Origin of the sequence: Herbiconiux moechotypicola, assembly GCF_024979255.1 — a bacterium.
Classification (GTDB): Bacteria; Actinomycetota; Actinomycetes; order Actinomycetales; family Microbacteriaceae; genus Herbiconiux; species Herbiconiux moechotypicola.
The window spans coordinates 1-12,556 of sequence record NZ_JANLCN010000007.1; the positions used below are offsets into that span (position 1 = coordinate 1).

The 12,556-nt window shown below is 72.9% G+C and carries 10 protein-coding genes; 4 read left to right on the forward strand and 6 right to left on the reverse strand.

Features of this window, described 5'->3' with window-relative positions:
• Positions 1–161 precede the first annotated feature (161 nt).
• Positions 162–1,037: a hypothetical protein gene (locus N1031_RS12060; protein WP_259479900.1), complete on the forward strand. Its 876-nt coding sequence runs from the start codon at positions 162–164 to the stop codon at positions 1,035–1,037.
• A gap of 41 nt (positions 1,038–1,078) precedes the next feature.
• On the opposite strand, the gene ybaK is transcribed toward N1031_RS12060, so the two are convergent.
• Positions 1,079–1,579: a Cys-tRNA(Pro) deacylase gene (ybaK, locus tag N1031_RS12065; RefSeq protein WP_259479901.1), complete on the reverse strand. Its 501-nt coding sequence runs from the start codon at positions 1,577–1,579 to the stop codon at positions 1,079–1,081.
• Positions 1,579–2,277, reverse strand: coding sequence for an alpha/beta hydrolase (locus N1031_RS12070; RefSeq protein ID WP_259479902.1), 699 nt, complete (start codon positions 2,275–2,277; stop codon positions 1,579–1,581). The genes ybaK and N1031_RS12070 overlap by 1 nt, the downstream gene beginning before the upstream one ends.
• 124 nt (positions 2,278–2,401) lie before the next feature.
• On the opposite strand from N1031_RS12070, the gene N1031_RS12075 reads away from it, so the two are divergent.
• Entirely contained in the window at positions 2,402–2,785 is a 384-nt protein-coding gene (locus tag N1031_RS12075) for an MmcQ/YjbR family DNA-binding protein (RefSeq protein ID WP_259479903.1), read from the forward strand.
• Between the two features lie 36 nt (positions 2,786–2,821).
• Here the strand turns inward: N1031_RS12075 and N1031_RS12080 are convergent, their stop codons facing one another.
• The 3 genes from N1031_RS12080 to N1031_RS12090 all read right to left on the reverse strand — a co-directional run bounded on the left by N1031_RS12080 (position 2,822) and on the right by N1031_RS12090 (position 9,585).
• Positions 2,822–4,003 (reverse strand): PP2C family protein-serine/threonine phosphatase, encoded by a 1,182-nt coding sequence (locus tag N1031_RS12080; protein ID WP_259479904.1) that lies wholly within the window; start codon positions 4,001–4,003, stop codon positions 2,822–2,824.
• Positions 4,004–4,091: 88 nt separating this feature from the next.
• A complete protein-coding gene (locus tag N1031_RS12085) occupies positions 4,092–4,880 on the reverse strand; it encodes a DNA-formamidopyrimidine glycosylase family protein (RefSeq protein WP_259479905.1) in 789 nt (262 codons plus the stop codon).
• Complete coding sequence (locus tag N1031_RS12090) at positions 4,873–9,585, reverse strand: ATP-dependent helicase (protein WP_259479906.1); 4,713 nt, start codon at positions 9,583–9,585, stop codon at positions 4,873–4,875. Before N1031_RS12090 ends, N1031_RS12085 begins: the two co-directional genes overlap by 8 nt.
• A gap of 77 nt (positions 9,586–9,662) precedes the next feature.
• Between N1031_RS12090 and N1031_RS12095 the strand changes: the two genes are divergently transcribed.
• Both N1031_RS12095 and N1031_RS12100 read left to right on the forward strand, forming a co-directional pair.
• Positions 9,663–10,202 (forward strand): NUDIX hydrolase family protein, encoded by a 540-nt coding sequence (locus N1031_RS12095; protein WP_259479907.1) that lies wholly within the window; start codon positions 9,663–9,665, stop codon positions 10,200–10,202.
• A 13-nt stretch (positions 10,203–10,215) separates the two neighbouring features.
• Positions 10,216–10,815: a YdeI/OmpD-associated family protein gene (locus tag N1031_RS12100; RefSeq protein ID WP_259479908.1), complete on the forward strand. Its 600-nt coding sequence runs from the start codon at positions 10,216–10,218 to the stop codon at positions 10,813–10,815.
• Positions 10,816–10,860: 45 nt separating this feature from the next.
• Here the strand turns inward: N1031_RS12100 and N1031_RS12105 are convergent, their stop codons facing one another.
• Positions 10,861–12,522 (reverse strand): DEAD/DEAH box helicase, encoded by a 1,662-nt coding sequence (locus N1031_RS12105; RefSeq protein WP_259479909.1) that lies wholly within the window; start codon positions 12,520–12,522, stop codon positions 10,861–10,863.
• Between the last annotated feature and the right edge of the window lie 34 nt (positions 12,523–12,556).

A 12,556-nucleotide genomic window follows, 5' to 3' on the forward strand; every position in this document is an offset into this window, starting at 1 on the left:
ACTTCGCCACCCCAGCTGAGATCATCGAACCCTACCTGTTGCACTGACCACTAGAGACCACCCCCGGAGGAGGGCACCTATTGACGTGTCGATGGTGGCGACGCGGATGCGCGGGCGAGCGCGCACGCGGGTGCGCGCCGGGGAGTGGGCATACTGGAGTGGTGAGTTCTGTGACGCCACCGCTCGGTCTGCTGCTCGACGTCGACGGGCCCATCGCCAGCCCGGTGACCCGCACCATCGCGATTCCCTCCATCGCCGCCGACCTCGTGGCGCTCGCCAACGCGGGCGTGCCGGTCGTGTTCAACACGGGGCGCTCGGACGAGTTCTTGCAGGGCGAGGTGGTCGGCCCGCTGGTCGAGGGCGGGCTGCGCGACGAAGCGCGGGTGTTCGGCGTGTGCGAGAAGGGCGCCGTGTGGTTTCGCATCACCCCTGAGGGCGTGGGCGACCTGACCGTCGACGACTCCCTCCTGGTGCCCAGCCAACTCCGCGAGCAGATCGCCCGCCTCGTGGCCGAGCAGTTCGCCGACTCGATGTTCTTCGACGACACCAAGCGCACCATGGTCTCGGTCGAGCAGCGCACCGACGTCGACTCCGACCACTATCTCGGGGTGCAGCCCGACTTCGACCGCGCGGTGCTCGATCTGTGCAGAACCGACGACATCGGCGCCCTGTGGAGGAGTGAACGGCACCCGGCCGCCGACGGCAGCATCCGTTACCGTCTCGACCCCTCGATCATCTCCACCGACATCGAGTCGGTGCGCGTGGGCAAAGACCTCGGCGCAGAGCGCGCGCTCGACCTGGTCGCCGCGACGGGTGCCGTCCCGACCCTGTGGCGCACGGTGGGCGACTCCCGGGGCGACTACGCCATGGCCGACTGGATGCACGGCCGCGGGTTCGACGTCGCCCACGTCGACGTGCGCCCCGCCGAGGGCGTGCCCGAGAAGCCCTACGACGTGCTCACCGAGTCCGGCGTCGTGAACGACGCCGCGGGCGCCGTCTTCCTCCGCCGCTGGGCCGTCGAGCACGTCGGCGCCTGAGGTGCGGGGCTGAGGTGCGAGCTTGAGGCGCCACGCCGGCCTCAGCCCCTCCTGATCACCCCGGTCGTACCGCCCACGGCCCGCACCAGGTCGGCCGGCGCGATCTCCAGGTCGAATCCCCGCCTCCCGCCCGACACGAACACCGTCTCGTACCCGAGTGCGCTCTCGTCGACCACGGTCGCCAGCCGCGTCTTCTGTCCGACAGGCGAGATGCCGCCCACCACGTAACCCGTCTTGCGCTCGGCCACGGCGGGGTCGGCCATCGACGCCTTCTTCGCCCCGAGCTCCGCCGCGAGCGCCTTGAGGTCGAGCTGGTCGGCCACCGACACCACGCCCACGCCGAGCCCCGCATCCGTCTCCACCAGGAGGGTCTTGAACACCCGCCCCTGCTCGACACCGAGTTCGCGGGCGGCCTCGGCGCCGAAGTCGGTGCTGCCGGCACGATGCTCGTACACGTGCGGCACGAAGTCGATGCCCGCCGCCACCAGGGCGAGCGTGGCGGCCGTCGACGGTGACGCCGCCTTGCCCTTGCGCGCGGCCATCAGCTCTGTGCAGCGGTCGCGATCGGCAGGGACGAGGTGAGGAACTCCGACACGTCGGCGAGCTCGTCGAGCGAGATGGAGTGGGCGATGCCCGGGTAGCGCCGCTCGGTCGCGGTCGCGTGCCCGGCGAGGAAGGCCTCGGTGCGCCCGACGGCCTCGGCGGTCATGGCCGGATCGTCGAGGTCGCGCCCCCAGAAGATCGGCGGCCGCCGGCCGGCCAGCACCTCGTCGCCGGCCACCTCGCCCACCCCCACGACCCCCGAGAGATCGACGGCGGCGGCGAACCGGTGCGGTGCGGCCCGCAGCAGCTCCATCGACATCATGCCGCCCTGCGAGAAGCCGAGTCCCGCCACCGCGGTCGGCGCGCCGTGCTCACTCTCCACGCGGTCGAGCCAGCCCAGGACGGCGGCGACGGCCGCGTCGACGGATGCGCGTGAAGGCGGCCCGGGCACGGTGAGGTCGAACCAGGTCCAGCCGCCCATGTTCCATGGTGCAGCCGAGAGGGGCGCACGCAATGAGGCGTACACGGCTCCGGCCGGCAGGTGCGGCCATCGCGTGGGCAGGTCTGCCTCGTGCGACCCGCGCCCGTGCATCACGATCACGAGCGGCTGACTCGCCAGTCGCTCCGAGCGTTCCTCCCACGGCACCGACCACACCACCGCGGCGTCATCGATCTGCACCTGGTCGTACTCGCTCATCGTGCTCCCGTCGGGTTCTGGGTCTGGGTCTCCTGCGAATCTAACAGCCCTGGCGGGCGCCGCGCGGGCGACGGGTGAGTGCCGGCCGGTGGCGTCCCCGCCGCGGCGGCGGTAGCCTCCAGACATGCAGCACCCACGACTGTTCGAGGCCGCCGACCCGATCGTGGCCCGGGTGCGCGAGATCTGCTCCGACTACCCCGAGATGGCCGAGGTCGAGGCCTGGGGAAGGCCCACGTTCCGGGCGGGCAAGAAGATCTTCGTGGTGGTGGGCGCGATGATGGACCGCCCGCACACGCTCGTGTTCAAGCCGCAGCGCGATGAGCATCCCGCCCTCTCCGAGCGCGACGACGTGTTCGTTCCGCCCTACTTCGGTCCGGGCGGCTGGCTGGCCCTCGACCTCGACGAGCGCACCGACTGGGAGTTCGCGGCCGAGCTCATCGACAGTTCATACCGTCAGGTGGCCCTGAAGCGCCAGATCGCCGCGCTCGACGCCGCCGGCCTCCGCTGAGCGGCGACCGCACCACCGCCCGGAGGGCTGTCGTGCTCAGTGGCGCCGCACCCGCACGATGCACACGTCGTCGGGAGGGGCGGAGCGGCCGCTGCGCCGCAGGATGAGGCTCTCGACGGCTTCGGCGAGCCGGGGTGCCGAACCCAGGTCGGCCAGGTCGGTGAGCAGGGCGGACAGGGTGCCGTCGCCGAGTTCGAGCATGCCGTCGCTCACCACCATGAGGGTGTCCCCCGCCTCCAGCGTCACCGTGCCCACCTGCCAGGAGTCGACCGGGTTCAGCCCGAATGGCTGGTTGTTGGCGGAGAGGAGCGCGCTCCGCCCGTCGGGCCGGAGATGCGCCGCGAGGCCGTGACCGGCGTCGATGTAGGCGACGTGGCCGTCGGCCAGCTCGAGGTGGGCGTGGAACAGGGTGGAGAACGCCTCCGCCGCCGCGAACTCCTCGTCGAGGGCCACCGCAGCTGTCGCCACGCGCGACTCCACGCATCCGGGTTCGGTCACCACGCTCGTCTTCAGCGCACCCCGGATGGTGGCGGCGAGCAGGGCCGCACCCGTGCCCTTGCCCATCACGTCGCCGAGGGTGAGCGCGACGCCGGTGGCGTCGGACCGCCAGTCGTAGAAGTCGCCGCCCACGTCGTGCGAGGCGATGAGGATGCCGTCGACGTCGTAGCCCGGCACGTCGAGCTTCACCGGTGGCTGGAGGGCGCGCTGCACGTCGCGGGCGCGCTGCGACTCGCGCTCCGCGGCGAGCTCGGCCTCGACCCAGCTCACGATGCGCGAGATGTTCTGCAACTCGGCGCCGCTGAAGCTGCGAGGACGCGGGTCGGCCAGCGCGAACACGCCGATGCGCTCGCCCCCGGCCGCGTGCAGGGGCGACACGGCGAACGAGCGCAGGAAGGGTGCGGCCACCACGGACGGGTGGTCGTGGAACCGTGCGTCGGAGCTGCCGTCCTCCACCACCACGGGCTCGCCGCTCATGAGGGCGGCCTCGGTGAAGCTGCCCTGCAACGGGATGCGCACCGCGTCGCCCAGCCCCACACTGGCCTTGATGATGAGGTCGGAGTCGTCGGCGATGGCGATCGCCGCCTGGTTCATGCCGAAGAAGTCGGCCACCATGGTGAGGTAACCCACGAAGCGCGACTCGAGTTCGCTGTCGAGAAGGCCGTACGCCTCGAGTGCCGCGACGCGTTCGGCGTCGTGCCCGATCCTCGTCGCCGCCACCGTCACCCCTTGTCTTCGTGCCTTCGAGCCCCGCCGTCCCGCCCCCGTCGACGACTCGGCCACCGACCAGCGTACGCCGTGCGGGAGCTCAGCTCTGACAGGTGGGGCACCAGTACGTGATGCGCCTGGTCAGCTCGGTGGCGCCGAGCTCCCCGCTCCGGATTCGCGTCCCGCAGCGCAGGCACGGGCGCCCTTCGCGCCCGTAGACGTAGGTGCGCCGGCCCGGTCTCAGGTCGCCGGTGGTGGTGCGTTCGACGCGGTCGCGATTGGCCACGATCAGGCGCCGGCCGAGCGCGACGAGCGCCTCGAGGTCGGCCACCTCGTCGACGGGGCGCTGCGGCAGCACGCCGCGCAAGAAGCAGAGCTCGTTCACGTACACGTTTCCGAGCCCCGCGAGGTTGCGCTGGTCGAGCAGCGCCACGTCGATCTCGCGGCCGCCGTCGGTGCGCAGACGGCTGGCCGCCTCCGACACTTCGGCCTCGCTCCAGCTCGGCGAGAGCACGTCGGGACCGAGGTGCCCCACCGCCTCGTCTTCGTCGTCGCGCCGCACGAGCTCCACCACGCCGAGGTCGAAGCCCACCACGACCCACTCGGCGTTCTCGAGCACCGCCCTGGCCTGGTAGGCGGGCCGCCGCCACCGCGATCCGTGCCGGTACACGTGCCAGGCGCCCTCCATCTTGAGATGGGTGTGCAGCGTGTGCTCGCCGATCCGCGTGAGCAGGTGCTTCCCACGGGAGACCACCTCGTCGACGGTCTCCCCGCGGAGGTCGGCGGATGCGAGCCGCGGCACCCGCAGGTCGAAGACGGTGAGCGGCCGGCCGGCCAGGGCCTGGTTCAGGTGCTCCGCCGTGCGGAAGACGGTGTCGCCCTCAGGCACGAAGCCTCAGCCCCCGGGGCGTGGCGGTGAACCCGGCGGCCTCGAGGGCGCGCCCGGTGGGGGTGCCGAGCACGAAGTCGCCGTCGGCCTTCTCCACCGACAGCCGGTCGATGCGGCCGGCGCGCACCGCATCGGCCAGCGAGGCGGCCGCGGCCGTGAGCGTCTGCTCGTCGGCCGTGAAGGTGAGTGCGGTCTTGCCGCCGCGCTCGAGGTAGAGCACCAGCTCGCCGGCCACCAGGGTGACGAGGGCTCCCGCCTTGCGGCCGGGGCGATGCCCCTCCGTCTCGGGCCAGGGCAGCGCGGCGCCGAAGGGGTTGGCCGGGTCGGTGGCGGCGAGGGTGAGCGCACCGTCGCTCGCGAGCCGATCGCGACTGGCGGTCTCGGGCCGGCCCAGCGCATCCGGAGCGAAGGCGCGCAGCCGGTCGACCGTGCCGCCGGTGGCGAACTGGGCGGCGCCGAGTGTCTCGACGAAGTAGCCGCGGCGGCAGCGGCCCGACTCCTCGAACTGGCTGAGCACGCGGTACATCTGCGCGAAGCCGCCGGGCACGCGCTCGGCCATCACCGAGCCCCGGGTGACCAGGCCGTACCGGTCGAGCAGCAGTTCGGCGGTGGCGTGGGCGCGGAGCGTCGGGTCGGCGACGGGCTCGGGCAGCAGCGACCACCGGCCGCCCGCGGTGGGAGGGCCCACCCTGGTCTGCATGGTGGCGCGCAGTGCGGAGCGGCCGCGGTAGAGGCGGGTGCGGGCGGGTGCCCGGCGGGTGGCATGACTCGAGGTGCCGGAGCCCGTGAGGCTCCGCAGCGGGGCCACGGTGTCGTTGGTGACGAGCCCGGCCCACACGAGGTCCCAGAGCGCGGCGACGATCGCCTTGTCGTCGGCGGCGACCCCGGCGGGGCCGTCTGCGCCGACCTCGAGCTCGGCCGTCACGCGGTCGGCGAGGGAGCGGAAGAAGTAGGCACCCCCTCGGCCGAGCGCGTCGATCAGCGCGCGATGCACCGGGGTGGCGTCGAACTCCTCGGCCGCCGTGGCGGTCACCGGCAGGGTGTCGGCGGTGTGCAGCACGACCCAGCCGTCGTTGCCCGGCAGAGAGCCGCGACCGGTCCAGAGCACCTCGCCCGAGGCGGTGAGCTCGTCGAGCAGGGCGGGACTGTAGTCGCGCACCCGGGCCGGCAGCACCAGGGTCTCCCAGGCCGAGGCGGGCACCGGCACCCCGGCGAGCTGGTCGATCACGGTGAGCACACCGTCGGCCCCGCGGAGCGAGCCGCCCACGTGCTGCCACGCCGGCAGGAACCGGGCGAGCGTCTCGGTGGGCACCGGCTCGACCTCGTGCCGAAGGGCGGCGAGAGATCTGCTGCGCAGGCGCCGCAGCACCTCGGCGTCGCACCACTCGGTGCCGCCGGCCTCGCCCAGCCGGTTCTCCTCGTCGGCCAGGCCGGTGGGCCGGAACTCGCCCTCCACCACGCGGCGGTCGGCCACCAGGCGCCGCAGGGCGTCGGCCACGACGGCGGTGCCGAGCCCGAACCTCCCGGCCACCTCCGAGACGAGGAACGGTCCGTGCGTGCGTGCGTACCGGCTCACCAGGTCGAGCACGGGATGCTCGACGGGGGCGATGAAGGCCTCGGGCACGCCGATCGGCACGGGCACACCCAGCGCGTCGCGCAGGCGGCCGGCGTCTTCGACGGCGATCCACCACTGCCGGCCGGCGAAGGTGACCGTGAGGGCGCGCTTGTGAACGGCCAGGCTCTCCAGGGCGGCGGTCACGTCGAAGTCGAGGCAGCGGGCGACGACCTCGTCGTGCGTGAGCGGGCCGAGCATCCTGAGCAGGTCGGCGACGCCCTCGGCATCGCGGGCGCGCCGCTCGGGGGCGAGGCGCTGCAGTTCGAGCTCGGTCTGCTCGATGACCGCCGGGTCGAGCAGCTCGCGCAGCTCGGCGCGCCCCAGGAGCTCGGCGAGGAGTGTCGGGTCGAGGGAGAGCGCCGCGGCTCGGCGTTCGGCCAGCGGCGAGTCGCCCTCGTAGACGAACGAGGCCACATACCCGAACAGCAGCGACCGCGCGAATGGGGACGGTTCGACGGTCTCGACCTCGGTCACCCGGATGCGGCGCGACTCCAGGTCGCGGGCCAGGGCGAGCAGGGAGGGGAGGTCGTAGACGTCTTGGAGGCACTCCCGCACCGTCTCGAGGATGATCGGGAAGCTCGGGTATTTGCGGGCCACTTCGAGCAGTTGGGCGGAGCGCTGGCGCTGCTGCCAGAGCGGCGACCGTCGTCCGGGGTTCTGGCGGGGGAGCAGCAGCGCCCGGGCCGCGTTCTCGCGGAAGCGTGAGGCGAACAGCGCCGAACCGCCCACCTCGTCGGTCACGAGCTGTTCGAGCTCGTCGGGCTCGAACAGGAACAGCTCGGCCGAGGGCGGTTCGCTCTCGGTGTCGGGCAGGCGCACCACGATGCCGTCGTCGCTCGCGACGGCGTTGGCGTCGACGCCGAGACGCTCCCGGATGCGCGCCCCGACGGCGAGCGCCCACGGGGAGTGCACCTGCATGCCGTACGGGGAATGCAAGACCATCCGCCAGTCGCCGAGCTCGTCGCGGAAGCGCTCCACCACGAGGGTGCGATCGCTCGGCACCGCGCCGGTGGCCTCGTTCTGTTCGGCCACGAAGGTGGTGAGGTTCGTGGCGGCGCGCTCGTCGAGTCCGGCCTCGACGGCGATCGCGGCCGCCTGCTCCGCATCCGCGGCCGCCACCGTGCGGGTGAACGCGCCAATCGCCCTGCCGAGCTCGGCAGGGCGGCCGATGCCCTCGCCGCGCCAGAACGGCAGCCTCCCCGGTTGCCCGAAGGCGGGCGTCACCAGCACCCGGTCGTGCGTGATCTCGTGGATGCGCCAGCTCGTCGCCCCCAGCGCGAACACGTCGCCGACGCGCGATTCGTAGACCATCTCCTCGTCGAGCTCGCCGACCCGCCGACCGGGCGCCGACCGGGGCGAGCCGGTCGAAGGATCGGCGTCGGCGGGCTCGCCGCCCACCATGAACACCCCGAAGAGCCCACGATCGGGGATCGTGCCGCCGCTCGTGACCGCGAGCCGTTGAGCGCCGGGCCGGCCCGTGAGGGTTCCCGCATCCCTGTCCCAGACCACCCTCGGTCGCAGCTCGGCGAACTCGTCGGAAGGGTAGAGGCCGGAGAGCAGATCGAGCGTGGCCTCGTATGCCGATCGGGGCATGTTCGAGAACGACGCGCTCCTGCGCACGGTGTCGAACCACTCCTCGACGTCGATCGGCTCGAGGGCGCAGGCCGCCACCGTCTGCTGGGCCAGGATGTCGAGCGGGTTGGCCGGCAGCGAGATGGCCTCGATCTCGCCCCGGGTCATGCGGGTGGCGACCACCGCGGAGTGCAGCAGGTCGGCCCGGTGCTTCGGGTAGAGCAGCCCGCGCGAGATCTCGCCCACCTGGTGCCCGGCGCGGCCCACCCGCTGCAGCCCGCTCGCGACGGAGGGGGGAGCCTCGACCTGCACGACGAGGTCGACCGCGCCCATGTCGATGCCGAGCTCGAGGCTCGAGGTGGCCACCACGCAGCGCAGGCGCCCCGACTTGAGGTCGTCTTCGATGAGGGCGCGCTGCTCTTTGCTCACCGAGCCGTGGTGGGCGCGCGCGAGCACGGGCTCGGCGCCGGCGCTGCTACCGGCCTGACCCATGACCTGGGCCGGAGCCGACCCGCCGCCACCGCTGCTCCCGCGGTCACCGCTGCCGTCACCGCCACCGTCGTCGCCGCTGGCCCACCCCATCCGCTCGGCGAAGATCTCGTTCAGCCGGGCGGTCAGCCGCTCCGCGAGCCGCCGTGAGTTGGCGAACACGATCGACGAGCGGTGCTCGAGCACCCGATCGACGATGTCCTCCTCGACGTGCGGCCAGATGGAGCCCTGCTCCGGTGCGGAGGCGGCCGAGGCCGGCCCCTCGCGCAGGCCGGTCTCGGCGGGCGGGATCTGCGCCATGTCGTCGACCGGCACGACGACCCTCAGGTCGAAGGTCTTCGTGGTGGGCGGCGCCACGATCGCCACGGGCCTGCCCCCGGCCAGGTACCGCGCGACCTCCTCCCGGGGCCGCACCGTGGCCGAGAGCCCGATGCGCTGGGCCGGCGCGGGCAGCAGCCGGTCGAGCCGGTCGAGACTCACCGCGAGGTGCGCGCCGCGCTTGGTGGCGGCCACCGCGTGCACCTCGTCGACGATGACGGTGGTGACCTCGGAGAGCGACTCCCGCGCCGAGGAGGTGAGCATGAGGAAGAGCGACTCGGGCGTGGTGATGAGGATGTCGGGAGGGGTGCGCGCGAGCGACCGGCGCTCCTGCGAGGTGGTGTCGCCCGACCGCACGCCCACCGTCACCACGGGGGGTTCGGCGCCGAGGCGCTTCGCGGTCTGCGTGATGCCCACGAGCGGTGCGCGCAGGTTGCGTTCCACGTCGACGGCGAGGGCCTTGAGCGGTGAGACGTAGAGCACCGAGGTCTTGCGGCCCGCTCCCGCGTCTGGTGCCGTCGAGGTGAGCCGGTCGATCGCCCAGAGAAATGCCGACAGCGTCTTGCCCGAGCCGGTGGGAGCCACCACGAGGGCGTGCTGCCCGCTCGACACGGCCTCCCAGGCGCCGAGCTGGGCCGGGGTGGGCGCGCTGAACGCACCCCTGAACCACTCGCGAGTCGCGGGGGAGAAGCTGTCGAGCATGTCGCCCATCCTCTTATCCTCACCCCGACCGCCGACATCGGCCCGCCCTCGCGCAGAAGCGGAGCGCGCTCGGGTAAGAATGGAGCATGAGCGTGCGTACCCCCGACCCCAACTCAGGCTGGCTGAGCGACAGCGAGCTCGCCGAGATCAGGCAGCGGCTGCCGCTGCTCTACGTCGAGGCTGTTCCGGTGCGCGTCGACGGCCTCGGCCAGGTGGTCGAGGTGGGTGTGCTGCTGCGCGTGGGGTCGAGCGGCACGATCGCCCGCACCCTCGTGTCGGGCCGCGTGATGTACGGCGAGACGCTCCGCGACGCGCTGTTCCGGCACCTTGAGAAAGACCTCGGGCCGATGGCGTTCCCGCAGCTGCCGGCCAGCCCCGTGCCGTTCCAGGTGGCCGAGTACTTCCCGCTCCCCGGCGCATCCGCGTACTACGACTCGCGACAGCATGCCGTGGCGCTCGCCTACGTGGTGCCGGTCACGGGCACCTGCGAGCCGAGGCAGGACGCCCTCGAGCTCACCTGGATGACGCCCGAGGAGGCGGCGTCGCCCGCCGTGGGCGAGGAGATGGAAGGCGGCCGCGGCGGGCTGCTGCGTGCCGCACTGGCCTCGGTCGGCCGCCTGCCGTAAGCACGCCGTCGCCATGGCCGAGGAATACGAGCACCTCGAGTTCGCCGATGCCGCAGCCTTCGAGGCGTGGCTGGCCGAGCACGGCGGCGAGGTCGCGGGCATCCGGCTGCGCATCGCCAAGAAGGCCAGCGGCATCGAGACCGTCAACCACTCCGACGCGATCGACGTGGCCCTCTGCCACGGCTGGATCGACGGCCGCCGCAACGGACTCGACGAGCACTACTTCTTGCAGACCTTCACCCCGAGGCGGCCGCGGAGCCTCTGGTCGAAGATCAACCAGGAGCGGGTGGCCGCGCTGATCGAGGCCGGCCGGATGCGCGACGCCGGTCTCCGGGAGATCGAGCGCGCGCGGGCCGACGGCCGGTGGGATGCGGCGTACGCCTCGCCGAAGAACATCGAGGTGCCGCCCGAACTCGCTGCGGCTCTCGCGGCCTCGCCCGTCGCGGAAGCCCGCTTCGCCGAGCTGACCGGTCAGCGGCGCTTCCAGATCCTCTTCACGCTGCACAACCTCAAGCGCGAGGAGACACGAACCCGGCGCATCGCACAGTACGTCGCCGAGCTCGCCGGAGAGCGCGCGGACGCACGCGCTTCCGAACCGAGCGGAGACGACTGAGCGCGGTCGCCCGATCACCCGGGAGACCGCGCTCATGATCCTGCGTCAGCGCGAGCGGCGACGCCCGCCGGAGGAGTTCGCCGAGAACGAGGCCGCCGACTGCCGCGAACGACCCGCGTCGCCGCCGCCGTGACCGCCCGAGCCGCCGCCGGGGCGGTCGGTCGAGGTGCTGTAGAACGAACGGCTGCCGCCGGAGGTCGACGCCGAGTCGGCACCACCGCGCGACCGCTGCCGAGAGCGCCCGGAACGGCCCGATCCCTCGGCACCGTTCGCGCCGCCCGCGCCCGCACCGCCGCCGCCGTGCCCGCCGCGCCGACCGCCGTTGCCGCCCTGCGCATCCGGAGCACCCGCCCCGCCGCGCCCGCGGCCGCGACCACCGGTCGAGCCTGCGCCCCCGTTGCCACCCGATCCCGCCTCGCCGGTGCCGCCACCGCGACGGGCGCGCTTGCGCTGCGCGTTGGCGCCCTGCGACTGGCCGCCGCCGCCCTGCTGGCCCTGTGCCGCCCGCGGCGCGGGCTTCACGTAGGCCGCGACCTCGCCGACGAGTGCCGTCACCGACGCGGAGTCGGCCTCGACGGGCTCGGGTGTCACCTTGATGCCGGCCTTGCGCAGCAGGTCGGCTACGTCTTTGCGTTGCGTCGGCAGCATGATGGTGACCACGTCGCCCTCCGATCCGGCGCGCGCCGTGCGGCCCGAGCGGTGCAGGTAGGCCTTGTGCTCGGCCGGCGGGTCGACGTGGATGACGAGCTCGATGTCGTCGACGTGCACGCCGCGGGCGGCCACATCCGTCGCCACCAGCACCTTCACGTCGCCGGCGCTGAACGCGGCCAGGTTGCGGTCGCGGGCCACCTGCGAGAGGTTGCCGTGCAGGTCGACGGCCGGGATGCCCGCCTCGGTGAGCTGCTTCGCGAGCTTCTTGGCGTGGTGCTTGGTGCGCATGAACAGGATGCGGCGGCCGGTGCCCGAGGCGAGGCGCTCCACGAGTACCCGCTTCGACTCCACCGAGGGGGTCTCGAACACATGGTGGGTCATCGCGGCCACGGGCGAGTTCGCCTCGTCGACCGAGTGCAGCACCTCGTTGTGGAGGAAGCGCTTCACGAGCTTGTCCACGCCGTTGTCGAGGGTGGCCGAGAACAGCAGGCGCTGACCCGTCTGCGGGGTCTTGTCCAGGATGCGCGTGACGACGGGCAGGAAGCCCAGGTCGGCCATGTGGTCGGCCTCGTCGAGCACGGTGATCTCCACGGCGTCGAGGGTGACGAAGCCCTGCTTCATGAGGTCTTCGAGGCGACCGGGGCAGGCCACGACGATGTCGACGCCGGCCTTCAGCGCGGTCACCTGGCGCGACTGCGAGACGCCACCGAAGATGGTGGTGGTGGTCATGCCGTAGGCGTGGGCGAGAGGCGCGAGGGTGGCGTCGATCTGGGTGGCGAGCTCGCGGGTGGGGGCGAGGATGAGGCCCACCGGGCGGCCTGGGCGGCGCTTGCCGCCCGCGAGGGGCCCGGCCAGGCGCGCGACCATCGGGATGGAGAACGCGAGCGTCTTGCCCGAGCCGGTCTTGCCGCGGCCGAGCACGTCGCGCCCTGCGAGGGTGTCGGGCAGGGTGTCGACCTGGATGGGGAAGGGCTCGGTCTTGCCACCGGCCGCGAGGGCGGTGACGAGAGGAGCGGGCACGCCGAGCGCGCCGAAGGTGGTGTCGTTCTGAGACAAGTGGGTGCCTTTCCGGCAGTGGCCGGGCGGGCGC